The sequence below is a fragment of the Streptomyces sp. Edi4 genome (assembly GCF_040253615.1).
In the GTDB taxonomy this organism is placed as follows: domain Bacteria; phylum Actinomycetota; class Actinomycetes; order Streptomycetales; family Streptomycetaceae; genus Streptomyces.
The window spans coordinates 1,646,322-1,671,517 of record NZ_JBEJGY010000004.1 but is presented as its reverse complement, the minus strand read 5'-3'; the positions used below and the strand labels follow the sequence as shown (position 1 = coordinate 1,671,517).

At 72.5% G+C, this 25,196-nt stretch carries 23 protein-coding genes and 1 pseudogene; 17 read left to right on the top strand and 7 right to left on the bottom strand.

From position 1 onward, the window contains the following. The first annotated feature begins 18 nt into the window (after nt 1-18). The 3 genes from ABR738_RS09630 (at nt 19) to ABR738_RS09620 (ending at nt 2,768) form a co-directional block, all read left to right on the top strand. Complete coding sequence (locus tag ABR738_RS09630; protein ID WP_350229554.1) at nt 19-1,299, top strand: glycosyltransferase family 4 protein; 1,281 nt, start codon at nt 19-21, stop codon at nt 1,297-1,299. Continuing rightward, on the top strand, nt 1,296-2,126 hold the full coding sequence (locus ABR738_RS09625; RefSeq protein WP_350229553.1) for a hypothetical protein: 831 nt from the start codon (nt 1,296-1,298) through the stop codon (nt 2,124-2,126). The genes ABR738_RS09630 and ABR738_RS09625 overlap by 4 nt, the downstream gene beginning before the upstream one ends. A gap of 426 nt (nt 2,127-2,552) precedes the next feature. Next, complete coding sequence (locus ABR738_RS09620; protein ID WP_350229552.1) at nt 2,553-2,768, top strand: I78 family peptidase inhibitor; 216 nt, start codon at nt 2,553-2,555, stop codon at nt 2,766-2,768. A 105-nt stretch (nt 2,769-2,873) separates the two neighbouring features. Here ABR738_RS09620 and ABR738_RS09615 read toward each other — a convergent pair whose 3' ends face one another. Then, a complete protein-coding gene (locus ABR738_RS09615; RefSeq protein ID WP_350229551.1) occupies nt 2,874-3,872 on the bottom strand; it encodes a phosphatase PAP2 family protein in 999 nt (332 codons plus the stop codon). Between the two features lie 505 nt (nt 3,873-4,377). Between ABR738_RS09615 and ABR738_RS09610 the strand changes: the two genes are divergently transcribed. Further along, nucleotides 4,378-6,051, top strand: a complete 1,674-nt coding sequence (locus ABR738_RS09610; protein WP_350229550.1) for an MFS transporter — start codon at nt 4,378-4,380, stop codon at nt 6,049-6,051. A gap of 74 nt (nt 6,052-6,125) precedes the next feature. Then, nucleotides 6,126-7,319, top strand: a complete 1,194-nt coding sequence (locus tag ABR738_RS09605; protein ID WP_350229549.1) for an acyl-CoA dehydrogenase family protein — start codon at nt 6,126-6,128, stop codon at nt 7,317-7,319. A 103-nt stretch (nt 7,320-7,422) separates the two neighbouring features. Here ABR738_RS09605 and ABR738_RS09600 read toward each other — a convergent pair whose 3' ends face one another. Continuing rightward, nucleotides 7,423-7,860: a cell division protein SepF gene (locus tag ABR738_RS09600; protein ID WP_350229548.1), complete on the bottom strand. Its 438-nt coding sequence runs from the start codon at nt 7,858-7,860 to the stop codon at nt 7,423-7,425. Between the two features lie 260 nt (nt 7,861-8,120). Here ABR738_RS09600 and ABR738_RS09595 point away from each other — a divergent pair, with 260 nt between their 5' ends. After that, nucleotides 8,121-8,249, top strand: coding sequence for a hypothetical protein (locus ABR738_RS09595; RefSeq protein WP_350229547.1), 129 nt, complete (start codon nt 8,121-8,123; stop codon nt 8,247-8,249). After that, a pseudogene (locus tag ABR738_RS09590) lies at nt 8,192-8,512 on the top strand (hypothetical protein); the annotation flags it as partial. The gene ABR738_RS09595 and the pseudogene ABR738_RS09590, both read left to right, overlap by 58 nt. A 126-nt stretch (nt 8,513-8,638) precedes the next feature. Here the strand turns inward: ABR738_RS09590 and ABR738_RS09585 are convergent. Together ABR738_RS09585 and ABR738_RS09580 are read right to left on the bottom strand one after the other, a co-directional pair. Next, nucleotides 8,639-10,258 (bottom strand): ABC-F family ATP-binding cassette domain-containing protein, encoded by a 1,620-nt coding sequence (locus ABR738_RS09585; protein WP_350229546.1) that lies wholly within the window; start codon nt 10,256-10,258, stop codon nt 8,639-8,641. 89 nt (nt 10,259-10,347) lie between these two features. Continuing rightward, entirely contained in the window at nt 10,348-10,887 is a 540-nt protein-coding gene (locus tag ABR738_RS09580) for a hypothetical protein (RefSeq protein ID WP_350229545.1), read from the bottom strand. On the opposite strand from ABR738_RS09580, the gene ABR738_RS09575 reads away from it, so the two are divergent. The 3 genes from ABR738_RS09575 (at nt 10,877) to ABR738_RS09565 (ending at nt 13,255) form a co-directional block, all read left to right on the top strand. Continuing rightward, on the top strand, nt 10,877-11,356 hold the full coding sequence (locus ABR738_RS09575; RefSeq protein WP_350229544.1) for a hypothetical protein: 480 nt from the start codon (nt 10,877-10,879) through the stop codon (nt 11,354-11,356). The two genes, ABR738_RS09580 and ABR738_RS09575, sit on opposite strands and share 11 nt — an antisense overlap. Before the next feature lie 305 nt (nt 11,357-11,661). After that, nucleotides 11,662-12,567 carry a S1 family peptidase gene (locus ABR738_RS09570; protein ID WP_350229543.1) on the top strand — a complete coding sequence of 302 codons (906 nt, stop codon included), beginning with the start codon at nt 11,662-11,664 and terminating at the stop codon, nt 12,565-12,567. A 208-nt stretch (nt 12,568-12,775) separates the two neighbouring features. Next, nucleotides 12,776-13,255 carry a hypothetical protein gene (locus ABR738_RS09565; RefSeq protein ID WP_350229542.1) on the top strand — a complete coding sequence of 160 codons (480 nt, stop codon included), beginning with the start codon at nt 12,776-12,778 and terminating at the stop codon, nt 13,253-13,255. Nucleotides 13,256-13,262: 7 nt separating this feature from the next. Here the strand turns inward: ABR738_RS09565 and ABR738_RS09560 are convergent, their stop codons facing one another. Beyond that, entirely contained in the window at nt 13,263-14,189 is a 927-nt protein-coding gene (locus ABR738_RS09560; RefSeq protein WP_350229541.1) for a DUF4231 domain-containing protein, read from the bottom strand. Nucleotides 14,190-14,434: 245 nt separating this feature from the next. Here ABR738_RS09560 and ABR738_RS09555 point away from each other — a divergent pair, with 245 nt between their 5' ends. The 3 genes from ABR738_RS09555 to ABR738_RS09545 all read left to right on the top strand — a co-directional run bounded on the left by ABR738_RS09555 (nt 14,435) and on the right by ABR738_RS09545 (nt 16,838). Further along, on the top strand, nt 14,435-14,569 hold the full coding sequence (locus ABR738_RS09555; RefSeq protein WP_350229540.1) for a hypothetical protein: 135 nt from the start codon (nt 14,435-14,437) through the stop codon (nt 14,567-14,569). Nucleotides 14,570-14,928: 359 nt separating this feature from the next. Further along, nucleotides 14,929-15,768 carry an AAC(3) family N-acetyltransferase gene (locus tag ABR738_RS09550; protein ID WP_350229539.1) on the top strand — a complete coding sequence of 280 codons (840 nt, stop codon included), beginning with the start codon at nt 14,929-14,931 and terminating at the stop codon, nt 15,766-15,768. Nucleotides 15,769-15,881: 113 nt separating this feature from the next. Beyond that, nucleotides 15,882-16,838 (top strand): slipin family protein, encoded by a 957-nt coding sequence (locus ABR738_RS09545; RefSeq protein WP_350229538.1) that lies wholly within the window; start codon nt 15,882-15,884, stop codon nt 16,836-16,838. 17 nt (nt 16,839-16,855) lie between these two features. On the opposite strand, the gene ABR738_RS09540 is transcribed toward ABR738_RS09545, so the two are convergent. After that, a complete protein-coding gene (locus ABR738_RS09540; RefSeq protein WP_350229537.1) occupies nt 16,856-17,896 on the bottom strand; it encodes an ABC transporter permease in 1,041 nt (346 codons plus the stop codon). Nucleotides 17,897-18,062: 166 nt separating this feature from the next. On the opposite strand from ABR738_RS09540, the gene ABR738_RS09535 reads away from it, so the two are divergent. The 3 genes from ABR738_RS09535 to ABR738_RS09525 all read left to right on the top strand — a co-directional run bounded on the left by ABR738_RS09535 (nt 18,063) and on the right by ABR738_RS09525 (nt 23,497). Then, nucleotides 18,063-18,860: a VOC family protein gene (locus tag ABR738_RS09535; protein ID WP_350229536.1), complete on the top strand. Its 798-nt coding sequence runs from the start codon at nt 18,063-18,065 to the stop codon at nt 18,858-18,860. Nucleotides 18,861-18,983: 123 nt separating this feature from the next. After that, on the top strand, nt 18,984-22,532 hold the full coding sequence (locus ABR738_RS09530; RefSeq protein WP_350229535.1) for a DNA polymerase III subunit alpha: 3,549 nt from the start codon (nt 18,984-18,986) through the stop codon (nt 22,530-22,532). Beyond that, a complete protein-coding gene (locus tag ABR738_RS09525; protein ID WP_350229534.1) occupies nt 22,529-23,497 on the top strand; it encodes a DNA polymerase Y family protein in 969 nt (322 codons plus the stop codon). Before ABR738_RS09530 ends, ABR738_RS09525 begins: the two co-directional genes overlap by 4 nt. 88 nt (nt 23,498-23,585) lie before the next feature. Here the strand turns inward: ABR738_RS09525 and ABR738_RS09520 are convergent, their stop codons facing one another. Next, on the bottom strand, nt 23,586-24,323 hold the full coding sequence (locus tag ABR738_RS09520; protein ID WP_350229533.1) for an SDR family oxidoreductase: 738 nt from the start codon (nt 24,321-24,323) through the stop codon (nt 23,586-23,588). Nucleotides 24,324-24,424: 101 nt separating this feature from the next. Here ABR738_RS09520 and ABR738_RS09515 point away from each other — a divergent pair, with 101 nt between their 5' ends. Next, nucleotides 24,425-25,072, top strand: coding sequence for a TetR/AcrR family transcriptional regulator (locus ABR738_RS09515; protein ID WP_350229532.1), 648 nt, complete (start codon nt 24,425-24,427; stop codon nt 25,070-25,072). Nucleotides 25,073-25,196: the final 124 nt, after the last annotated feature.

Below are 25,196 nucleotides of genomic sequence, written 5' to 3'. Positions count from 1 at the left end.
CAAGGGGACGCGTAGCGCATGCACCTCTCATTCCTGCTGCACAACGCGTACAGCCTGGGCGGCACCATCCGGTCCACCTTCAACCTCGCCGGTGAGCTCGCCCGGCGGCACGACGTCGAGATCGTCTCCGTCTTCCGCCACCGCGACGACCCCACCCTGCCCGCCCCCGACGGCGTCCGCCTGCGCCACCTCGTGGATCTGCGCAAGGGCAGCGCGGGATACGAGGGCGAGGACCCCCAGCACCTGCGGGCCGCCAAGGTCTTCCCGCGCGGCGACGGCCGCCACAGCCAGTACAGCCGGCTCACCGACGCCCGGATAGGCGCCCATCTGCGCGAGACCGGGGCGGACGTCGTGATCGGCACCCGGCCAGGCCTCAATGTCCACATAGCCCGCGAGACCCGGCCCGGCGTGGTCCGGGTGGGCCAGGAGCACCTGACCCTGACCGGCCACGGCTACCGGCTGCGCCGCGAGATAGCCCACTCCTATCCGCTGCTCGACGCGATCACCACCGTCACCCGGGCCGACGCGGCCGCCTACCAGGAGCTCGGGCTGCCCGGCGTACGCGTCGACGCGGTGCCCAACGCGGTGCCCGCCCCCGCCGTCGCACCCGCGTCGGGCGACGGGAAGCTCGTCGTGGCGGCCGGCCGGCTCACCCAGGTCAAGCGGTACGACCTGCTGGTGCGGGCCTTCGCCCGGGTGGTCGCCGAGCGGCCGGACTGGCGCCTGCGGATCTACGGCTCGGGCGACGCCTTCGGAAACGAACGCGACGCCCTGCGCAACCTCATCGACGATCTTGGCCTCTACAACCATGTGTTCCTCATGGGGCTCGTGCGCGACCTCGACAGCGAGTGGGTCAAGGGCTCCATCGCGGCCGTCACCTCCGACCACGAGTCCTTCGGCATGACCATCGTCGAAGCGATGCGCTGCGGAGTGCCGGTCGTCTCCACGGACTGCCCCCAGGGACCACGCGAAATCATCAACGACCACGTGGACGGCCGGCTCGTCGAGACGGGCGACGCCGACGCGGTGGCCTCGGCCCTGCTCGAACTGATCCAGGACGACGGACTGCGCCACCGCATGGCCAAGGCGGCCCTGGACAACTCGCGGCGCTTCGACCCGGCCAGGACCGCCGAGCAGCACGAGGCCATCTTCGAGGCGCTGCACGCCCAGGGCGGCGCGAGCCGCACGCCCGGACTGCTGCGCGACGGTCTGTACCGGGCCAGGGGCTCCGCCATCGACGGGGCCTACACCCTGCGCCACAAGGCCATCTCCGTGCTCCGGAAAGGGCAGACCGCATGACCACCACCGTCGGGTCCCCGGACACCAACAGCGCCCCCTCGGCCCCGCGCGCCCACTGCATAGCCGACTCCGCGGGCGGGCTGACCTTCGACGTCACCGGCGCCGGGCAGCCGGGCGCCACGCTCGTCCTGCGCCGCCAGGGCGGTGGGAGCCGCGATGTGCTGCTGCCCCTGACCCCGGCCGCTGAAGGGCTGCTCAGGGCGGTGCTGCCCAGCACCGTCGAGCTCCCCGAGGGCGTGTGGGACGCCCATCTGCGCTTCGGCGAGGGCGCCGAGCGGCGTCTTGAGCCGGGCGTTCGAGACCTGCGGGCCCTGGTCGACCGCGAGCCGGGACCGGACGCCGACGGGGTGGCCGTGCGCATCCCCCACCCCGACCGGGCGGGCGAGCTCGTCGTGCGCAGCTGGCTGCGCAGGCCGCACGCCGAGACCGGCACGATCGGTTTCGACGCGGACGCCGTCACGGTGCGGGGGCGGTTGTACGGAACGGCGCTCGGTGAAGAGCCCGCCGTCGAGGCACGCAAGCGCGGCAGGGGCAACCGCGTCCACCGGGTGCCGGTGACCGCCGAGGGTGACGGCGGGGACTTCACCTTCACGCTGCCGTACGCGCCGCTCGCCGACGGCCTGGACGCGAAGGAATGGCTCTGGGACCTGTGGCTGCTCACCGGGGCCGGCGCCGCCGAGGTTCGGCTGGCCCGCATCCTGGATGACGTGCCCATGAAGCAGGTCGTCTTCGTGTACCCGGGGACGAGGGTCGGCCCCGGAGTGGTGCGGCCGTACTACACGGGCGTGAACGACCTGAGCGTACGCGTGGACGCGCCCCGCGGCTGAGCGCCGTCGGCCGGCCGCCGCCGGTGCCCGCGGCGACAGGGCGTGCGGCCATCGGGCCCCGTGCGACCGGGCGGGGCGACCGGAACCGGGACCCGGGCCGGGTAAAGGAGCGTGAATTGCCTACGCACCGTCAATTGCTCGCCGGGCGCCCCGGAGTGGGAATTCGCGGCCGGTCCTGCGAGGTAATTGTTTGCCTTACGCAATTGTGTGCGCGTGGTGCGGGACGCGGCGCTGGATAACCTGGCGGCGCGCCAGGAACTGCCCGTACGAGTGACGGAGTTCGAGGCGAAGGACGCCCACGATCCTGTGACAGAAGTGTGACTGGCGAGGCACCGGGGGCGGACAACGCTCGGCTTGTCCGCGCGTCGCGGGCGCCGCCACCACCCCCGCTTCCGTCGTCGCGCCGGGCCGCCTACGGTGGGTCGCATGGCACCCATACCGTCGCACTCCGCACATCCCGACGACGCTCCCGCCGCCTATGTGGGTCTCGCCGCCGACGACGCCGAGCGCCGCGCGGCCGAACGCGGCTGGCCCACCGTCAGGTCCCTGCCACCGGGTTCGGTCATCACCATGGAGTACATGCCGGGGCGGCTGAACTTCGAGGTCGAGCACGGCACCGTGACCCGCTGCTGGCACGGCTGAGCCGCGGAGCCCGGCGCCTGGACACAGCGCCTTGGCGCGGCGCCCGGACACGGCGAAGGCCCCCGGTGGGCACCGGGGGCCTTCGTGACGGGCGTGGGCGTGCCGTCAGCCGCCCATCGGGCGGGCCGGGGCGGTGCCGCGCGGCGCCCGCTCCGTGTGCGGCGGGCGCCGGGTGCCCGAGGGGACGACCGGGGGCCGCTCCGAGCGGGCCGGCTGGTGGGGCCTGGCCGGGAGCGGCCGGCCCGCGCCGCGCGCGCCCGCCACACCGACCGGCTCGCGCACCGGCGTCTCGTCCTCGTCGTGCCCGCGCCTGGGCGGCATCGCGGCGGCCGAGGGGACCGGCACCGGGACGGGCAGAACCATGCCGCGCCCACGTTCGCGCGCCTTGTCGCGCAGCGCGAGCAGGAAGGCCTCGGCGCGGGCGGTGAGCGGTTCGAACCAGGGCAGGGCGAGCAGGATCAGCAGCCCGGCCGCCCAGCCGAGGAGCACATCGCTCACCCAGTGGGTGCCGAGATAGACGGTGGTCGCCCCCACGCCGAGAGCGACCATGGCCGAGGTGACCGACAGCCAGCGTCTGGCCCGCGGGGTGGTGGCGAGATAGCCGAGGATGCCCCAGGTCACCACCGCGTTGGCGGTGTGTCCCGAGGGAAATATGTCGCCGCCCGCGAAGAGCTCCGCGGACCCTATCTGCGTGGCGTAGTGCGGGCCGAGCCTGCCGAGCCCGAGTTTGACCGCGCCGACCGTGATGTTGAGCAGCAGGAGGGCCGCTCCGAGGCTCAGGAGCGGCCGCAGGGTGTGCTGGCGCCAGGAGCGCCAGCCCAGCCACGCCATCACCATCACCGCGGTCGGGCCGCGCTGGCCGAGGACCACGAAGTAGTCCAGGAAGCCGTGCAGCTGCGGCCACCGCTCGTACGGCCGGAACAGCATGACCTTCCAGTCCAGCTCGACGAGCCAGGACGACCCGAGAACGGCCACGACGATGGCGAGGTAGAACGCCAACGTCGCGCCGAAGAGGACCACGCGGTGACGGCTCATCCGCGGGATCTCTATCTTCGGTGGCTCGGGCTCCCGGTCCAGGCGGGCGAAGATTCGGTCAGTACGCACTCAATCGACGTTACAGCGAGTGAGGGACTGCCCAGGCCGATCCAGGATCTTCGTGATGACGATGTGATGTGGAGTATGTCTCACCCGGATTTTTATTCCCGGCGTCTTTGAATACCCAGCTTTCGTTTCTCCCATTCATGGGAACGGCTGCCGGAACGCGTTGTCCGTATGTCGCGGAATTCCCTTTCGGGTGCCGGTCGGTGGAATCGCTCCACCGGTCACCGGACCGGCACGCAGGGTAAAGATCATCTCGGGGCGCCGCACGGCGTGGCGCAGGCCACAGCCCGCCGGGCCACCGCGTGAGAGGTGGGCCACGCGCGGCAGGCGCGAACTCGCGTACGCTGACGAATCACCCGCCCGTCGCCGCGGGGCCCCGGACGGACCTGCCGAGCGGGTCCTGCCGCCGGCCCGCCGGGCTCGCCGGCCGCGGGAGCGGTGACGGGGGCGGTCCGCGACGGCCGAGCCGTCCCGGGCCCCGAGGCCCGCAGTACTGGGAGGTACGTACATGACAGGGACGACCATGGCCGGCGCACGACCGCGTGCCGCCGCCGGCGGCGCCAACCGCTGGGTCATCCTCGTCGTCCTCTGTGTGAGCCTGCTGTTCGTGGCGCTCGACGCCACCGTGCTGCACGTCGCGATCCCCTCGGTCACCGAGGACCTGCGGCCGGGCTCCGTCGAACTGCTGTGGATCGTCGACGCCTACCCCCTGGTGTGCGCCGCCCTCCTCATCCTCTTCGGCACCCTGGGCGACCGGGTGGGCCGGCGCCGGATCCTGCTGCTCGGCTACGGCATCTTCGGCGCCGCCTCCGCGGTGGCCGCCCTCGCCGAATCGGCGCCGGTGCTCATCGCGGCCCGCGCCCTGCTCGGCATCGGCGGCGCGATGATCATGCCCGCCACGCTCTCCATCCTGCGCGTCGTCTTCCCCGACCGCCGCGAGCGGGCCACCGCCATCGGCATCTGGACGGCGGTCGCGGCGATCGGCGCCGCGACCGGACCCGTGCTCGGCGGCTTCCTCGTCCAGCACTTCTGGTGGGGCTCGGTCTTCCTCGTCAACATTCCGCTGATGGCCCTGATGCTGCCCGTCGGCCGCTGGATCCTGCCCGAGTCCAAGGGCAGTTCCGACGGACCCTGGGACGTGCTCGGGGCGCTGATGGCGGCCGGCGGCATACTCGCGGCCGTCTTCGGCGTGAAGCGGCTCGGCGCCGGTGACGGCGTCCTCGACGGCCCCGGGCTCGCCGCTCTGTGCGCGGGCGCGGCACTGCTCGTTGTCTTCGTGCGCAGGCAGCGCCGTCGCACCCATCCGCTGGTCGACATCAAGCTGTTCTCCCGGCCCGCCTTCGCGACCTCGGTCGGCTGCATCATCATCGCCATGCTGGCGCTCGTGGGCCTCGAGCTCATAGCGGTCCAGTACCTCCAGCTCGTGCTCGGGCTCTCCCCGCTCCAGACCGGTCTGCGGATGCTGCCGCTGACCTTCGCCGCGATGGCGGCGGGCGCGACCGGCTCGTACACGCTGCGCCGGCTCGGCCCGCGCCGGATGGTCTGCACCGGCTTCGTGCTGGTGGCGGCGGCCGTGCTGCTGCTCGTCCCGATGGGCCAGAGCGACTGGCCGACGCTGATGATCGTCTCGTTCGTCGTGCTGGGCTTCGGGCTCCAGACCACCCTGTTCGCCGCGTACGAGTCGATGCTCAGCGAGGCGCCGCCCGAGCGGGCCGGCGGCGCGGCCGCCATCGGTGAGACCTCCTACCAGCTCGGCGCCGGCATCGGCATCGCCCTGCTCGGCAGCGTGATGAACGCCGCCTACGCGCCCGGACTCTCCTCGGTCGGCGGCGTCCCCGCCGCCGCGTCGGCCGCCGCCGCCAATTCGCTGGGCGAGGCCTACGACGTCGCCGCCCGGCTCGGCGGCCCGGCCGGCGCCGCCCTGCGCGGCGCGGCCCGCGCGTCCTTCGTGCACGGCCTGCACGTCACGCTGTTCGTCAGTGCGGGCCTGCTGCTCCTGGGCGCGGTGGCCGGGCTGCGGCTGCCTCGCGTCATGGACTGCTCGGTGGCCGGCCAGGACCACGAGCCCGCCCGCGAGAGCGGCTCCGCGCCCGAGCCCGAGCGACGGCGGGCCGTGCAGCTGCCCTCCCAGACGCGACCCGGCGATGTGGCCGCCGTGGACTCTGGACGCACGGGACACTGACCCGTAACGTCAGCGCTCAGGTAATAACTATCACTGCTAGTTTTAGTTGAGCGAGAGCCCGCGGAGGCGCCCTCATGTCCGCTCCTTCCTCCAAGCTGCCCCCCTTCGACCCGGCCGATCCGCTCGGCGTCGACGATCTGCTGGACGCCGACGACCTCGCGATCCGCGACACCGTGCGCACCTGGGCCGCCGACCGGGTCCTGCCCCACATCGCCGAGTGGTACGAGAACGGCGAGCTGCCCGGCATCCGCGAACTGGCCCGTGAGCTGGGCTCGATCGGCGCACTCGGCATGTCCCTGACCGGTTACGGCTGCGCGGGCGCCACCGCCGTGCAGTACGGCCTCGCCTGCCTGGAGCTGGAGGCCGCCGACTCCGGCATCCGCTCCCTGGTCTCCGTGCAGGGCTCGCTCGCCATGTACGCGATCTGGCGCTTCGGTTCCGAGGAGCAGAAGCAGCGCTGGCTGCCGGGCATGGCGGCCGGCGAGACCATCGGCTGCTTCGGCCTGACCGAGCCCGACCACGGCTCCGACCCGGCCGGCATGCGCACGTACGCCAAGAAGGACGGCGACGACTGGGTGCTCAACGGCCGCAAGATGTGGATCACCAACGGATCGGTGGCCGGGGTCGCCGTCGTGTGGGCCCAGACCGAGGAGGGCATCCGCGGCTTCGCCGTGCCCACCGACGCACCCGGGTTCTCGGCCCCCGAGATCAAGCACAAGTGGTCGCTGCGCGCCAGCGTCACCAGCGAACTGGTCATGGACGACGTACGTCTGCCCGCCGACGCGGTGCTGCCCGGCGTCACCGGACTCAAAGGACCGCTCAGCTGTCTCTCGCACGCGCGGTACGGCATCGTGTGGGGCGCGATGGGGGCGGCGCGTTCCTCCTTCGAGGCGGCGCTCGACTACGCGAGGACCCGCGAGCAGTTCGGCCGGCCCATCGGCGGCTTCCAGCTCACCCAGGCCAAACTCGCCGACATGGCGCTCGAACTGCACAAGGGCATCCTGCTCGCCCACCACCTGGGCCGCCGCATGGACGCGGGCAGGCTCCGGCCGGAGCAGGTCAGCTTCGGCAAGCTCAACAACGTGCGGGAGGCGATCGAGATCTGCCGCACCTCACGCACGATCCTCGGCGCCAACGGGATCTCGCTCGAATACCCGGTGATGCGGCACGCCACCAACCTCGAATCGGTGCTCACCTACGAGGGCACCGTGGAAATGCACCAACTCGTTCTGGGTAAGGCGCTCACCGGACTTGACGCCTTCCGGTGACCGCGCCGCCCGGCGCCCGCGCGCCGGGCCGGCTTTCGGGGGACGCCGCGGCCCACGGCACGCGCGCCGTGGCCCGGCCCCCCGGCCGGGAGGCGTCCCCGCGTCAGCTCTGGTTGAAGAATCCGCCGGTCTGCCGGCCGGCGGCCTCGCCGTTGACGATCTCGGTGTCGGCGGGGGTGAGCAGGAAGACTCTGGTCGCCACGCGCTCGATGGAGCCGCGCAGTCCGAAGGTGAGCCCGGCGGCGAAGTCGACGACGCGCTTGGCGTCCCCGGCGTCCATGCCCGTCAGGTTCACGATCACCGGCACGCCCTCCCGGAACAGCTCCCCGATGCCCCGGGCGTCACGGAAGCCGTCCGGCGTGACGGTGGCGATCCGGCGGTCCCGCTCCTCGGCCGCCTCGGAGGCCACCCGCACCCGCGGGTCCGTCACCCAGGCCTCGCCGGACTCGGCGGTACCTTCCGTGTACTCGTCGTCGTAGTAGCGGTCGTCGTTGTCCTCGACAAGTCCCAGCCAGGCACTCGCCTTGCGCACCGATCCCATGGACGCCTCCTCTCGCAGCGGTCTTCTTCTTGTGTCTTCTTCTCTTCCCTATCCCTATGGTCGTCCATGATGCGGATCTCGCGCCAAGTGGATAGTCGCCGCGCAGGTGATTCGTGACGGTACTGGCACACAGGATGTGGCGATTCGTCAGGAAACTTCTGGGATAAGGCCGGTACGGGAAGTCCGGTGTAACAAAATGAAGAATCCACCTCCGCATGGGTGACGCACGGGTCGTACGGGTGAACGGTCCACTCGATACGATGCGTGCCGCACTGAAGAACGACCCGTCGGCGACAGCGCTCGTCGCCACCGGGGGGAGTGGACGGCCCACCTGTGCGGGCCCTGCCTCGCACTTCGCGCCCACCACGGACAGCTGGCCCGGGGCGTGACCACGACGACGGCCTGACGGCCACTACGACGGCCTGACGGCCACTACGACGGCCTGATCGTCCGGGTTCTGACGGGCACTCAGGCCGAGCGAAGCCCCCGAGGCCGCCGCGCCGCAGGTCCCTGCCCCCTGCGCGCCACGAAGACCGCACCGGTCGCCCAGGGCGAGGGGGGCCGGCTCTTCGTGCGGCTCGCCCACCTCCTGGACGCCTTGGAGCACCTGGAAACTGACGCCGCGTCGGGTGCCTGGGACCCTCGTTCAGCACGACGGCCTGCGGCCACGCCGGGGCCCCGGGGCGCGAGCCCTCCCACGGGCCCCTACGGACACCGCCCCGGGGAAGGCTGCTGCGCCAGCTGCTGACCGGCTCCCCGGCCGCGCGGCCGGGGAGCCTCAGCGGGCCCGGACGACCCGGCGCTCGTCCCAGACCGGCTCCGGCGTCTCACGGACCACGCCGTCCGAGCCGAAGACCAGATACCGGTCGAAGGAGCGCGCGAACCAGCGGTCGTGCGTGACGGCCAGCACCGTCCCCTCGTACGCCTCAAGGCCCTCCTGAAGCGCTTGCGCCGACTCCAGGTCCAGGTTGTCGGTGGGCTCGTCCAGGAGCAGGGCCGTGGTGCCGGCCAGTTCGAGGAGCAGGATCTGGAAGCGGGCCTGCTGGCCACCGGAGAGCCGGTCGAAGGGCTGCTCGCTCTGGCGCTCCAGCTCGTAGCGGCGCAGGATCGACATGGCGCCGCCCCGGTCGCGGGCGTGCTCGGACCACAGCGTGTCCACCAGCGTGCGTCCCATCAGCTCCGGGTGGGCGTGGGTCTGCGCGAAGTGTCCTGGCACCACGCGCGCGCCGAGCTTGAAGGTGCCGGTGTGGGCCACGTCCTCGCCTGCGAGCAGCCGCAGGAAGTGCGACTTGCCCGAGCCGTTGGAGCCGAGGACCGCGACGCGCTCGCCGTAGAAGACCTCCAGCGAGAACGGTTTCATGAGCCCGGTCAGCTCAAGGTTCTCGCACGTCACCGCGCGCACCCCGGTCCGGCCGCCGTGCAGGCGCATCCGGATCTCCTGCTTGCGGGGCGGCTCGGGCGGTGGGCCGATCTCCTCGAACTTGCGAAGCCGGGTCTTGGCGGCCTGGTAGCGCGACGCCATCTCGTCGCTGCGCGCCGCGTACTGCTGCATGTCCTGCACGAGCCGCTTGAGCTGGGCGTGCTTCTCGTCCCACCTGCGGCGCAGCTCCTCGAAGCGCGCGAACCGCTCCTGGCGCGCCTCGTGGAATGTTCCGAAACCGCCTCCGTGCACCCATACGTCGGACCCGGCCGGGCTCGGCTCCACGGCCACGATCTTCTCGGCGCCCCTGGCGAGCAGTTCCCGGTCGTGCGAGACGAACAGGACCGTCTTACGGGTCTCGCCCAGCCGCTCCTCCAGCCAGCGCTTGCCGGGCACGTCCAGATAGTTGTCCGGCTCGTCCAGGAGCAGCACCTCGTCGGGCCCGCGCAGCAGCGCTTCGAGCACGAGCCGCTTCTGCTCGCCGCCGCTGAGCGTGCGCACCTCGCGGAACTGCGCCTTGTCGTACGGCGTCCCGAGCGCGGCCATGGTGCACATGTCCCACACCGTCTCGGCCTCGTAGCCCCGCGCCTCGGCCCAGTCGCTGAGCGCCTGCGCGTACTTCATCTGCGCGGCCTCGTCGTCCACCGTCATGATCAGGTGCTCCGCCGCGTCCACCTCGGCCGCCGCCGCCCTGATCCTCGGCTGCGCCACGGAGACCAGCAGGTCACGCACCGTACGCTCGTCGCGCACCGAACCGACGAACTGCGGCATGACACCGACGCCGCCGCTCGATGTCACCGAGCCGCCGTGCGGTTGCAGCTCGCCCGAGATCAGCCGCAAGAGCGTGGACTTGCCCGCTCCGTTGGCCCCCACGAGCGCCACCACGGCGCCGTCGCCCACCCGGAACGACACATCACCGAGCAACACCCGCCCGTCCGGCAGGTAGTACTCCAGGTGCGAAGCTTCCAGGTGTCCCATGGTCCAGAATCCTTACCTGCCGCGCGCGACGGCACAAAGCGTTTTTCCGGTACGAGTGGGGTGGGCGGAGCGGGTGCCCGGCGCGCGGGTCAGGGCGTCGCCGCGCCGACCTCGACCCGGAAATGCTCCAGCACGTTCGCCATCCGGGCGGCGGTTTCGGCCACGTCCGCGCCCTCCACGTGCACATATCCCGACGCGGCGTGCGAGGCGCGCTGCGGATCGGTGGACGTGCCCGGCGCGACGGACACCCGCCCGCCCAGCACACCGGGCAGGCACAGCGGTTCCTCGAGCGGCGTGACGCTGCGGATGTGCCCGGCGGGCAGCGGCAGCAGCAGGTCGCCCACGGCTCGACGGCGGGAGTGGCGCAGGTCCGGGACCCGGCCGAGGTAGCTGTCGAGGATGGCGCCGAAGCCGTCGAAGCCGTACGACAGCCCGTGGTTGGCGGGGATCTCGCAGCCGGCCAGGCGGGCGCCGATCTCGCTCATCCAGAAGGAGCCGTCCTCGTCGAGGAAGAACTCCCTGTGCAGATAGCCGTGGTCCAGTCGCATCCCGTCGACCAGACGCTGGGTGATCTCCTTGACGTCGACGGGCAGTCGGGCCGGGTCGGCGATGGTGACGTTGGCGTTCATCGCGCCGTCCACGGTCTCCAGGAGCGCCGGGGCGTCCACGAGGGCCAGGCGTCGAGCACCTTGCCCCGCGCCGCCAGGGCGCACCGAGTGCGTCATCTGCCCCCGGTGCGGCGACGTCTCCTTCCGGCTGCCGGACTCGCCCGCCCTGTGGGTCCACGCCGATGACGAGGTCGCCCAGGGCGGCACCCCGCGCGTCCGGGTCCTGGTGCGCGGCAGCCGCCGAGGGCCTGTGCGGGTCGGGCTCTTCGTGCCCGGTCATCTGCGCGCCAACTGCCGGGTGAGCCCCGGCCCGCAGAAGGTCCGCGCCACTGCGGAGGAGGACCGTGAGGCGCACTTCACCCTGGCCGTGGCGCCCGGGACGCCCTCCCAGGCGTACCACCTCACCGCGCTCGCCGTGCAGGGTCTGGCGCTGACCACCGCCCGCCGCCACTTCGGCATCGTCCCCGCCGAGGGTGCGCGGACGGCGTGAACGGGCGGGCGCACGCCGCTCGTTGCTCAGGGCGGGTGTAGGGCGTGAACGGGCCTGCGCACGCGGCTCGTTCGCGGGCCGCCGGTGGCCGACGCGTCGGCGGCGCCGGCTGACCCGGCGTGCGCCTGCCCTCGGGATCCGGCCAAAAGGCGCTCTTGCGCGCCCCGGCCGGGCCCCCGAATACTCCTCCGCAGCGCTTGTCAGGAGCACGGCCGGCGCCCTGCTGTGCTGCCGTCACCCTTGGCTGCGCCTCACGGGGTCCCCCCACTTCCATGGGCCCCACGATTCCCCTCGGGAGGAAAAGAGTGAGGATCAAGCGCACCACCCCCGCATCCCCCGCCCGCCCCGCCAGACGCCTCAAGATCGCCGCCGTCGCGTCCGGGCTGCTCGCCGCCGTGGCCATCGCCGTTCCCCAGGCGAGCGCCACCCCCGCCCGCACCTTCGACGCCGCCGCCCTGACCGCCGCGAGCGACGCCGTCCGTGGCGCGGACGTCGCCGGAACCGCCTGGAGCGTGGACAGCGCGAGCGGAAAGGTCCGTCTCACCGCCGACTCGACCGTCACGGCCGCGGACCTGGCGAAGATCAGACGCGAGGCCGGGACCAACGCCGGCGCGATAAGCGTCGAGCGGACTCCCGGCAAACTCACCAAGCTGCTCTCCGGCGGCGACGCCATCTACACCACCAGCTGGCGCTGCTCCCTCGGCTTCAACGTCAAGAAGGGCTCCACCTACTACTTCCTGACGGCCGGCCACTGCACGCAGGGCTACCCGGACTACTACACCAACTCCTCCCACTCCACGAGCATCGGCCCGACCGTGGGCACCAGCTTCCCCGGCAACGACTACGGCCTCGTGCAGTACACCAACACCTCGCTCGCGCACCCGAGCGCCGTGGGCAGCCAGCCCATCACCAGCGCCGCTAACCCCTCCGTCGGCCAGACGGTCACCCGGCGCGGCTCGACCACCGGCGTCCACAGCGGTAAGGTCACCGCGCTCAACCAGACGGTCAACTACGGCAACGGCGACATCGTCTCCGGCCTGATCAAGACCACCGTGTGCGCCGAGCCCGGCGACTCCGGCGGCCCCCTCTACGCCGGCTCCACCGCGCTCGGGCTGACCTCGGGCGGCAGCGGCAACTGCTCATCGGGCGGAACGACGTTCTTCCAGCCGGTGGTCGAAGCCATGAACGCCTACGGCGTGACCCTGTTCTGACGCACCTGCCGCACCTATCGCACCTGCCGCACCTGGTGTGCCTGTTGTGCCTGACATGGCGTCGCATCGCTCGCGCCGACCGCGCCGGGCCGCCGTCCGTGCGTGTCCGGGCGGGGGCTCGGCGCGGGTGGTTTTGCGCGGGTGTGTCAGGGCAGGACGGATTTACGGGTCGAGGACGGCCCGCGCCGGACACACGGGGTGAGACGCAGTGAAGCGCATCGGAGTGACCGGCCATCGCGACATCCCGCCCGACGCCTTCGAGGAGATCCGCGACCGGCTGCGCGCGCTGCTGTGCGGCCACGAGGGCTCCCTCGAAGCGCTGTCCAGCCTCGCCGTCGGCGCCGACCAGCTCTTCGCCGCCATCGCCCTCGACTGCGGCGCCGCCCTCACCGCGGTGATCCCGAGCGGCGACTACGAGGCGGGGTTCGCCGACGGCGCCGAACTGGCCCGTTACCGGGGCCTCAAGCGCCGGGCCAGCCAGGAGGTCGCGCTCGGCTTCCCATACGCCACGGACGAGGCGTACTACGCGGCCGGCACCTACATCGCCGACCACTGCGACCGGCTGGTCGCCGTGTGGGACGGTCTGCCGGCCCGAGGCCTCGGCGGCACCGGCGACATCGTGGGCTACGCCCGCGGCCTCGGCCGTCCGGTGACGGTCATCTGGCGCGACGGCAGCCGGCGGGCCTGAGCCGCCCTCAACTGCGCAGCCGGGCAAGCCAGTCGGTGTGCTGGGGCGAGACGACGCGCTCGGTCTCGTACACGGCCTGCGGCCACTGCCGTTCGGTCACCGTGTTCTCCATCGCCACGTGCATCTCCATCAGGTCCTGCTCCACCAGCGAGTGGGCCGTTATCAGCGGCTGGTGGCGGCGGATCTCGCTCCAGGCCAGACACGCCGCCGCGGAGGCCGAAAGGACGCCCGCGAGGTCCACCCGGTCGGCGACCGAGAAGGTCTGGAGCAGGGTGAACAGGAGGGCGAGCAGCGTCAGCAGGGTGATGGCCGTCGACCACAGCCGGGTCGCGCGCCGCGAGGTCTCCTGGCGGCGCCGGTACCAGTTGCGCTGCTCGATCAGCCGGTCGCGTACGTACGTCTCCTTGCGTACGGTGAACGGCCTGCCCCGTAACTCCCGCATCCCCGGGGTGATCAGCTCCCGCAGGGCCGGCGCGCCCTGTTCGCGCGGGTCGCGCCAGCCCACCTTCCTCAGCTCCCGCAGCCCCTCCTCGACGCGGGTCACGAACACGGCGTCCGGATCGGGCGCGGCGAGGTCGAAGGGCGCGCCGTGCACGGCGTAGCGCCAGCACATCGACTTGATGAACTCGGCGGCCGAACGGTTGAGTTGCCAGTGCGAGGCGGCGTGCCGCCGGGCCGCTCCGAAGGTCGCCAGCAGCACCCCCGCGTAGGCGAGGGCGCTCACCGCGCTGAGCAGCTGGAAGTCCTGGCCGACGCGCACCCGTGGCAGCGCCGTCGCCGCCGCGCCCGCCACCAGGAGCGTGAGCTGGGTGCGGGTGAGCTTGACCGCGGACTGCTGGCGGCCGATCGCCAGCGCGTCCGCGTGGTGGAAGAGGGCCGGCAGATCCGCGTTCCGGAAGACTTTGCTCTGCGGTGGGCCGGGAATCGCCGTCACATGCACCCCCGTCTGCGATTTTGCCTTCATTCCCGGTGCGGGACGGCAGGTTGCGCTCCGTTCGCGGGCTCCATCCGCCGGTGGGGATGAGAGTAAAGTCGTCCCGCCGACACTGCAACGGTGCATGTGCCGGTATCACGGTCCATGTGTGGTTGTCACTCACCTCAGGGGCGCATGTGAAACCCTCTATAAACCCAGCACATTCAGCACCTTCCTCCTCATCGGACACCGCGGAGAAGAACCGGGTGTCGCTGGCCGAACGGGCCGAACGGGCCACGCGGGAGGCGGAACCGGCCGACGATACGGCGCTCGCAAGGATCCTGGACGCCCGGCGCGCCCATCCCGTCCCTCAGTACTGCACCTTCAACTCGGCGCTCTGACGGGTCAGTTGGGCACGGCGCCTCCGCCGGGCCGCCCACCGGACGTCGGACGGGGCGCCGGTGGGGGACGCGGTGGCGGCCGGGTGGAGCGGAGGGCGTGGGGGAGGCGGGGCATTTCTTGAAGGCGCCCGGGCCGGACGGCGTAATTCCCTCGCCGGCGCCGGACCGGCGAATTGACGGAACCGATCCGGCCCGCCTCCCTCTTGTGCGCCGGAAAACACGGCCGATTCACGCCACTTGGCACGGCCAGGTCCGCGTGGACACATCCGTGCGGACACATCCCTGCGGCCGCATTCGCGCGGTCGCATGCGCGCGCATGTGGCGGATGTGTCCGCGAGAAAAAGGAAATGAGGTTCCGGGTGGCCGAGAACACCGCCGAGGACGGTAGGGCGGTGCCTGCGGCGGGCGGTGCCGGGGGCGAGGCCGCGAACGCGGGGCGCGGGCCGGTGGACCCGGTCGCCCAGCTGCGCGCGCTCGGCGTCGCGGAAGGCGAGATCCTTCTCGTGCACGCCTCACTGCGCGGCACGGGGCTGCGCGACGCGCAGGTCCTGGACGCGCTGCGTACCGTGCTCGGCCCCCGGGGGACGCTGGTGACCCCCGCCTTCACGCCGGAGAACTCCGATTCCTCCCCGGCCCACCTCGCCCTCGTGAGCCGGGCCCCGGACCCGGCAGCCTTCCGGGCCGCGATGGCGCCCTTCGATCCCGGGCGCACCCCCTGCCCGGGTATGGGCCGCCTGGCCGAACGGGTCAGGACCACCCCCGGCGCAGCCCGCAGCGATCATCCCCAGACCTCCTTCGCGGCGCTCGGCGCCCGCGCCGCCGACCTGATGGCGGGGCACGCCCTCGACTGCCACTTCGGCGCGGCCTCCCCGCTCGCCAAGCTCGTCGCCGCCGAGGCACGGGTCCTCCTGATCAATGTCGGGTTCGAGGTGTGCACCGCGTTCCACTTCGCCGAATATCTGGTGCCGTCACGGCCGGCGCGCGCCTACCGGGCGGTGATCAGGGACGAAACGGGCGCGGCCACCTGGTTCACCTACCAGGACGCCGCGCTCGACGACAGCGACTTCGCCCGTATCGGCGCCGGCTTCCCCGCCCGGCATCTGCGGCGCGGCGCCCTGGGCCGGGGTGGCGCGCTGCTCTTCCCCGTCCGGGCGGCCGTCGAGCACGCGACGGCCTGGATGACCGCCCACCGGCTGTGATCCGCGCGGGCGGCGGCCGCGCGCGTCCTCGTGGTGACCGGGGGCTCCCTCTGGGCGAGCAGCGGAGTTACCGTCGAAGGACACGCCCGATTCGCCCACCCCTGGGGGCCGTGATGGTCGAGGCACTGGTGACGGCAGGCATCGCCGTCGGTTCGGCCGGCGTCGTCTACGTGCTGGCGGCGGCCCGGGTCGTCAAGCAGTACGAGCGCGGGGTGGTGCTGCGGCTCGGCCGGCTGAAGGACTCGGTGCGCGGTCCCGGTCTGACGATGATCCTGCCCTTCGTCGACCGCCTGCGAAAAGTGAACATGCAGATCGTGACGATGCCGGTGCCCGCGCAGGACGGCATCACGCGGGACAACGTCACCGTCCGCGTGGACGCGGTGATCTACTTCAAGGTGGTCGAGCCGGCGGACGCGGTCATCCAGGTCGAGGACTACCAGTTCGCCGTCGCGCAGATGGCTCAGACCTCGCTGCGCTCCATCATCGGAAAGAGCGACCTGGACGATCTCCTGTCGAACCGCGAAAAGCTCAACCAGGGCCTGGAGTTGATGATCGACAGCCCGGCGATCGGCTGGGGCGTGCAGATCGACCGCGTCGAGATCAAGGACGTGTCGCTGCCGGAGACGATGAAGCGCTCCATGGCCCGCCAGGCGGAGGCCGACCGCGAGCGGCGGGCCCGGGTGATCAACGCGGACGCCGAGCTCCAGGCCTCGAAGAAGCTGGCAGAGGCGGCCGCGGTGATGTCCGAGCAGCCGGCCGCGCTGCAACTGCGGCTGCTCCAGACGGTGGTGGCGGTGGCCGCGGAGAAGAACTCGACGCTGGTGCTGCCGTTCCCGGTGGAACTCCTGCGGTTCCTGGAACGAGCCCAGACCCAGCAGGCCCCCACCCCGGGCCCACCCCAGGCCCCCACCGCCGGGCCTGCTCCGGCCCCGATCTCCGAGCCCGGGCCTGCTCCGGCCCCCACCCCCGAGCCCGATCCGGCACCCGGTTCCGATCCGGCACCCGCCTCCGCCGCGCCGGAAGCCCTTTCCGCGCGGCCACTCGACGCGACCGGCCCCGAGGGGGACTAAGGGGTGGCCGAGGGGGATTAGGGGGTGGGCGCGACCGGGCGTCCTGCCCCCACCGGCCCGCCCTCCTGGCCCCGCCGGAACGTCGCCATGGCCACGGTGACGGCGCTCCCGAGCACCGCCCAGATCGAGAGCACCAGAAGCGGCCAGGTGACCGCCTCCCCCCTGAAGTACGCGATGGAGCGCGCCGCCCAGGTGCCCGCGCCGGGCGGAAGGCCGGGTCCGATCGTGCGCCAGAACGGAGGCAGCAGCGGATAGGGATAGGCGCCGCCCGCGCTCGGGTTGCCGAGGACGACGATGACCAGGATCGCCAGGCCGATGCCGACGACACCGGCGAGCCCCTGGAAGGCGAGCGTGGTGGCGCCCACCGCGAACACGACGAGCGCGCCGAGCCCGGCCAGAGAGATATAGCTGCCCGGCAGCGCGCCGAGCACCGGCCCGATGATCAGAGAGCCGAGGAGCCCGGCGGCGATCGAGTACACCGCGAGCACCAGGAGCCGGATGAGCGCGCGATGGGTGTTGGCGGGCCGGGCGCCCGCGCTGATGGCCAGGATCGCGGCGCACAGATAGCCGCCCACGCACCAGCCGACGACGAGGTAGAACGAGGACAGGGTGCGCGAGTCGCCCTCGGCGGCCGGGGCGACGTCGTTCACCTTCACGGTGCGCTGCTGCGCCTTCTCGGCCGCCGTCGCGATCGCCTCCACCGCCTGCGCGAGCGAGGCCCCACCGCCGCTCGCCACGAGCAGCTTGTCGGTGGTGCCGCGCGGGTCGACGATCAGGGCGCCGTCGATACTCCGGTCGCGCAGCTGCCGGGCGGCGCCGGCCTCGTCCTTGGCGGTGCGTACGTCCAGCGGGCCGCCGGGCAGCGAGCCGAGGCGCTGGGTGAGCGGGCCGCTGATCTGCTGGGGCGCGACCACGGCGAAGGGAATGTCCTTCGGTTTGGGGCTGTGGAAGGCACCGGCGTAGGACGCGATGAAGGCGACCATCAGCCCCAGTACGCCGATGACCAGCAGGGCGGCCCGCACGGTGACGGCGTTCTTCATCTCGTCGACGAAAGTCATGCCCCCACGCTGGGCCGCCCCGCGTACGCGCGCAGTCGGGGCGAGGCCGAATGGCTGAGCCGCGCCGTTCGACTGTCGGGTGGTGGCGCCCGCTGCCACGCTGGGTCCACAGGCTCCCGTGGCCGTGGCCGCCGGGAGGACGACGCACCCGACAGGAGCACCACCGATGCTGACCTCCACACAGGTACCGGGCGGGCTGAACTGGCTCGATCTGGGGACCCCCGACATCGACGCGGCCGCCGCCTTCTACGGGAGCCTGTTCGGGCTCCGGTTCCAGTCGGCGGGGCCGGAGGCGGGTGGCTACGGCTTCCTTCAGAAGGACGGCAGGACGGTCGGCGCGATCGGACCGCTGACCGAGGGGGGTGCGAACTCGGCCTGGACGGTGTACTTCCGCACCGTGGACGCCGATGCCACCGCCAAGGCCGTGGAGCAGGCGGGCGGCACCGTGCGCTTCCCGCCGATGGACGTCTTCACGGCCGGGCGGACGGCCGGCTTCACCGACCCGGCGGGCGCCGAGTTCGCCGTGTGGCAGCCCCGGGAGACCGACGGCCTCGAACTCGTCAACGAGCCCGGCAGCGTCAGCTGGATCGAGCTGTACACCACCGACGCCGAGACGGTGAAGGAGTTCTACCGCACGGTCCTGTCGTGGGACACCCAGGACATGCACATGGGCGGGGCCGCCGGCGGTGTTGTGTACACCATCGCCGGTCCGGCGGGCGGCGGTGAGAAGACCATGCACGGGGGCATCATGCAGCTGCCCCAGCAGAACCAGGACGCCGGATCGCGCTCCGAGTGGCATCCCTACTTCGAGGTCGAGGACTGCGACGCGGCCGTGGCCCGCGCCCAGGGCCTGGGCGCCACCGTCATCATTCCCGCCGTGGACACCGAGGGCGTGGGGCGCATCGCGATGCTGCTCGACCCCTTCGGCGCCCCCTTCGCGGTCATCAGGAGCGCCACGGCCTGACCCCGGCCGGGCACCTGCCGGAGCCGGTCCGAAGGTGCCCGTTCGAACATGTCGCACGTACGTTCGAAACTGGTCTATGGTGGAAGGGAGGGGGAGGTGAGAACGGATTGGTAGGAGGTGCGGATGCCCGGCTTCACGCATCTGCACACCGTTTCGGGCTTCTCCCTGCGATACGGGGCCTCCCACCCGGAGCGGCTGGCCGAACGCGCCGTCGACCGGGGCATGGACGCCCTCGCGCTGACCGACCGGGACACCCTCGCGGGCACCGTCCGCTTCGCCAAGGCCTGCGCCAAAGCGGGCATCCGGCCGCTGTTCGGAGCCGATCTCGCCGTGCCCGAACACCCCGGGGACGTGGGCCGTGCCCGGGGCCAGGCCCGGCGCACCCCCATACGCGGCGGCGCGTTCGTCGACGAATCCGCCCCCCGGGTCACCTTTCTCGCCCGTGCCGGCGCGACCGGCTGGGCCGAGCTCTGCCGTCTGGTCAGCGCCGCGCACACCTCCGGCGGCCGCCCGCTCCTGACCCACGCCGACCTGCCCGCCGAAGGGCTCACCGTGCTGCTCGGCCCGGCCTCCGAGATCGGCCGCGCACTGAGCGCGGGCCGCCCCGACCGGGCCGCGAAGCTGCTTGCCCCCTGGCGGGAGCTCTACGGCGACGCGCTCCGCCTCGAAGCCGTCCACCACGGGCTCAGGGGCACCGGGCCCGGATCGCTGCGGCTCGCCGCGCGCACCGTGGGCTTCGCCGCCGAACAGGGCGTACGCGCCGTCCTGACCAACGCCGCGCGCTACGCCGACCCCGGGCAGGGTCCGGTCGCCGACGTGCTCGACGCCGCGCGGCGCCTCGTGCCGGTGCGCGAGCCGTTCGACAGCGGGGAGCGCTGGCTCAAGGACCCGGGCGCCATGTTCAAGATCGCCGAACGCGTCGCCGAGGCGGCCGGGTGGCGCCGCGACGTCGCCCACCGGCTGCTCGCCATGACCGAGGAGACCGCCGCCGCGTGCCTCGTCGATCCCCAGGACGACCTCGGCATCAAGACCTTTGCCCACTTCCCCGAACCGCACCTGGTCGGCGCGGCCGACCGCACCCCCCAGCGCGTCCTCGCCTCGCGGGCCGCCGCCGGCATGGTGCTGCGCGGCTACGCGGACCGGCGCGCGTACTGGGAGCGGATGCACCACGAGCTGGACATCATCGGGCACTGGGGGTACGCCCCGTACTTCCTCACCGTCGCCCAAGTCGTCGACGACGTACGGGAGATGGGCATCAGGGTGGCGGCGCGTGGCTCCGGCGCGGGCTCGCTCGTCAACCACCTCATCGGCATCGCGCACGCCGATCCCGTCGAGAACGGGCTCCTGATGGAGCGCTTCTTGTCCAAGCAACGGCCGGTGCTGCCCGACATCGACATCGACGTGGAGTCCGCCCGCAGGCTCGAGGTCTACCGCACGATCCTCGACCGCTTCGGCACCGAGCGGGTCGCCGCCGTCTCCATGCCCGAGACCTACCGCGTGCGGCACGCCGTGCGGGACGTGGGCGCGGCCCTGTCCATGGACCCGGCCGTGATCGACAAGATCGCCAAGTCCTTCCCGCACATCCGGGCCCGCGACGCCCGCACCGCCCTGCGGGAACTCCCCGAACTGCGCTCCCTGGCGGGCGAGATGGACAAGTACGGCAAATTCTGGGAGCTCGTCGAAGCTCTGGACGCCCTGCCGCGCGGCATCGCCATGCACCCCTGCGGAGTGCTCCTGTCGGACGCCTCGCTGCTGCGCCGCACCCCCGTCATGCCCACCAGTGGCGAAGTCCCTCTCGGCATCGAGGGCCAGGGAAGCGCCCCCATTCCCATGTCCCAGTTCGACAAGGAGGACGTGGAGGACCTGGGCCTGCTCAAACTCGACGTCCTGGGCGTACGGATGCAGTCCGCGATGGCCCACGCGGTCACCGAGATCGGCCGGACGACGGGAGAAGAGCTCGACCTCGACGACCCGGCGCAGGTCCCGCCGGGGGACGCGAAGACCTACCAGCTCATCAGGTCGGCCGAGACGCTGGGCTGCTTCCAGATCGAGTCGCCGGGCCAGCGCGACCTGGTCGGGCGGCTCCAGCCGTCGACCTTCCACGACCTCGTCGTGGACATCTCGCTGTTCCGGCCCGGGCCGGTCGCCGCCGACATGGTGCGCCCGTTCATCGAGGCACGGCACGGGCGGGCTCCGGTCCGCTTCCCCCACCCCGACCTGGCGGACGCGCTGCGCGACACCTACGGCGTGGTCGTCTTCCACGAGCAGATCATCGAGATCGTGAACATCATGACCGGCTGCGGCCGGGGCGAGGCCGACCGGGTGCGGCGCGGGCTCTCCGACCCGGAGTCGCAGGCGCGCATCAAGGTCTGGTTCGCCCAGCTCGCCGAAGAGCGCGGCTACGCGCCCGAGGTGATCGCCCGCACCTGGGGGATCGTCGAGGCCTTCGGGTCGTACGGTTTCTGCAAGGCGCACGCCGTCGCCTTCGCCGTGCCGACCTACCAGTCGGCCTGGCTCAAGGCGCACCACCCGGCCGCCTTCTACGCCGGGCTGCTCACCCACGACCCCGGCATGTACCCCAAGCGCCTGCTGCTCGCGGACGCGCGCCGGCGGGGGGTGCCGATCCTGCCGGTGGACGTGAACCGGTCCTCCGTCGCTCACACAATCGAACTGGTGTCCGGAACCTGGGGGGTGCGGCTCGCGCTCTGCGATGTCCACGGCATCAGCGAGGCCGAGAGCGCGCGCATCGAGGCAGGCCGTCCCTACACCTCGCTGCGCGACTTCTGGCAGCGGGCCAGGCCCAGCCGCCCCGTCGCCGAACGGCTCGCCCGGATCGGCGCGCTCGACGCGTTCGGCGGCAACCGGCGCGATCTGCTGCTCCACCTGTCCGAACTCCACGGCCTGCGCCACGCCGCCGGAGGCCAACTCCCGCTGGACGGCGGCACCTTGACGGCAGGCGCCGGGCTGCCCGACCTGGACGACGCGGAGCGCCTCAGCGCCGAACTCGGCGTCCTCGGCATGGACGCCTCCCGCCACCTGATGGAGGACCACACCACCTTCCTGCGTGAACTCGGCGTCCTCTCCGCCAAACGGCTGCGCGAGGCCGAGCACGGACAGACCGTCCTGGTCGCGGGCGCCAAGGCGGCCACCCAGACGCCGCCGATCCGCTCCGGCAAACGCGTCGTCTTCAGCACTCTCGACGACGGCACGGGCCTGGTCGATCTCGCCTTCTTCGACGACAGCCACGACGCCTGCGCCTACACCGTCTTCCATTCCTGGCTCCTTCTCGTACGGGGTGTGGTGCAGCGGCGCGGCCCGCGCAGCCTCAGCGTGGTGGGCGCCCGCGCCTGGAACCTCGCCGAACTCGCGGAACTGCGCCGCGAGGGCGGCCTGGACGCGGTCGCCTCCCGCCTCGCCGCCCCACCCGACCCGCCCGGCTCATCCGAGTCCCCTGAACCCTCTACGTCCTCCTCCGACTCCGACACCGAAACAACTGCGACCTCGACTGCGACGTCGGCCCCGACTGCGGTCAAGCCGGCCGCCGGCAACGACCGCCGCATCCATCTGTCCACCGGCTACGAGCTGAACCCGTGGGCCGACCTGCGCCCCGCCGGCGAAGGGGCACCCACCGGGCGGAAGCTGTGGCACTCCAGCCCAGGGAGCGCGGGATGATCCTTTGTGCGCGCTTCGCCCTCGCGGACGGGGGAGCGGCGCTTCCTCCGCTGATCGCGCTGGCCGAGAACCTGACCCCCGTCGTCCAGGCGCTCCCTCCCGACGGTCTCCTCGCCGACCTGGGCGGCGCCGAGAAGTACTTCGGCCAGGACGCGGGACAGCTCGCCGCGGTCCTGCGGGTGCGCGCCCTCGCCCACTTCGGCCTGGAGTGCGCCATCGGGCTCGCGCCCAATCCGATGCTGGCCAGGATGGCGGCGCGGGACGCCGGGCCCGGCACGACCCGCACGGTGCGACCGCATGAGGTGGAGCGCTACCTCGCCACGCGGCCGGTCCGCGCCCTCGACGGCGTCGGCCGCTCGACCGCCCGCACCCTCTGCGCGTACGGACTCGACACGGCGGGGCGGCTAGCCGAGGCCCCGCCGGGCACCGTCCAGCGGATCCTCGGCGCGAGGTCCGGGCGAGACCTCCAAGAACGCGCTCGTGGCATCGACCGCGCCCCCGTGGTGCCGAACGCGTCCGCCCGCTCCCTCGCCGCCGAACGTGCCTTCCCCCGCGATGAGTTGGACCCCGTGCGCCAGCGCCGGGAACTGCTCTCCCTCGCGGAGGAACTGGGCGTCCGGCTGCGGGGCGCCGGCCAGGTGTGCCGCTCGCTCAGTCTCACCGTGCGCTACGCCGACCGGTCCACCACGACCCGCACCCGTCACCTGCGCGAACCCTCCGCCCACTCACCCGCGCTGGCCGATCTGGCCTACGCCCTCCACGCGGCGCTGGGCTTGCAACGGGCCAGGGTGCGCGGCATCTCGCTGCGGGCCGAGGGTCTGACGACGGCCGAACTCGCCGCGCACCAGCTCACGTTCGACCCCCAGGACGAGCGGGCCCGCCGCATCGAGGCGGTGGCCGACCGTGCCCGGGCCAAGTTCGGCCCCCGCGCCATCATCCCGGGCTCCCTGTCGGACGCGGCCTGACCTGCCCGGCGGCGTGCACGGTCCCGCGCCGCAATGAACGGTCCGGCGCCGCAATGAACGGTCCCGCGCGGCGCGGTCGTCGGTGCCGTCACGCTCCCGAGGCCAGGCGGGCGCCTCCGTCCACCGTCAGGACGACGCCGGTCGTGAAGCTGTTGCCCACCAGGAAGGAGAGCGCGTCCGCTATGTCCTCGGGGCTGCCGCAGCGGCCGGCCGGTGTCGACTTGGCGTAGGCGGCGAAGGTGTCCGCCTTGGCTTCCGCGTCCATCCAGTCCCACCACGGGGTGTCGACCACTCCGGGGGACACCGCGTTGCAGCGGACCGGGGCCAGCTCGACCGCCAGGACCGGGACCATCGCCGCCACCGACGCGTTGACCGCGGCCAGGCCGGACGTGCCGGGCATGGCGGCGCCGGCCGACGCGGCGGTCACGAAGGTGATCGACCCGGTGGGGGACAGGACGTCGAGGGCGGCCCGCGCGGTGAGGCTGTGCGTGATCAGCTTGCCCTCCGCGGCCTCGCGCAACGCCTCCGTCGTCACCGACCGGAACGGCCCGGCCGCCGTGGAGCCCGTCGCGGCGACGATCACGTGATCGACCCGGCCGAGCCGTGTGAAGAACTCCCGCGTCGCTCTCTCGTCCCGGGCGTCCACCACCGAACCGCTCACCGCGGCCGATACGCCCTCGATCGCGGCCAGTTCGTCCAGCGCGGTCCGCAGACGCTCGGGGGAGCGGCCTGTGACGACGACGTCCCTCCCCTCCTTGAGCTGGCGTCGCGCCGTGGCCAGACCGATGCCGGACGTGCCGCCGACGATCACAACTTGCTCGTTCATGGTGCAGTCCTTTCAGACCTCTCGCGCAGGTCCTCGTTCTTTTCGAGGCTCGCTGTCTCGTAAAGAGTATTCCGAGGCACCGTGTCTTGTAAACTGTCCCCATGAAAAAAACCGAGAACGCGGCAGAGGACGGGTCCACGGACGGCTCCCCGCCGCGCGGGCGGCCCCGCAGCGAGGCGGCCCGGCGGTCCGTGCTCGACGCGGCACTGGAGCTGTGCCGGCGCGACGGCTACCAGGAGCTGACGATGAAGGGCCTCGCGGATGAGGCCCACGTCGGCAGGCAGACCATCTACCGCTGGTGGCCCACCAAGCAGGACGTCCTGCTCGAAGTCCTGACCGAGCTCCCGCACCGCAGCAGAGCCGAGCTGTTCCCCGACACCGGCGACGTGTACCGGGACGTCGAGGAACTGCTCGGCCACACCTTCCGGCTGACCCGCGGGCCGACGGGCCGGGCTGTGGTCGGGCTGATGGCCGACGCGCAGGCGGACGCCTCGCTCGCGCGCAGATTGCAGGACGAGGTGATCACTCCGCGCCGGTCCGCGCTGCGCGAGATCCTTCAACGGGGCGTGGCGCGCGGCCAGTTGCGCGGGGACGGCGCCGTCTCCCTCGACCTCGCCGTCGACATCGCGTTCGGCGTGATGTGGTACCGCCTGCTCAGCGGGCACGCCCCGGTCGACGGGGCACTGGCCTCGGAGATCGCCGACGCGCTGGCGCCGCTGCTCGGGAGCGGAGCCGTGGACCGGGGCTGACGCCCCGGCGCCGAAGGTGGCCCCGTCCCACCCCGGCGGGACCACCCCGGCGGGACCACCCGGCGGGGCGCCCCGACGGGATCGCCTCGCGTGACCGCCCCGACGCGACCATGCCGGCACGATC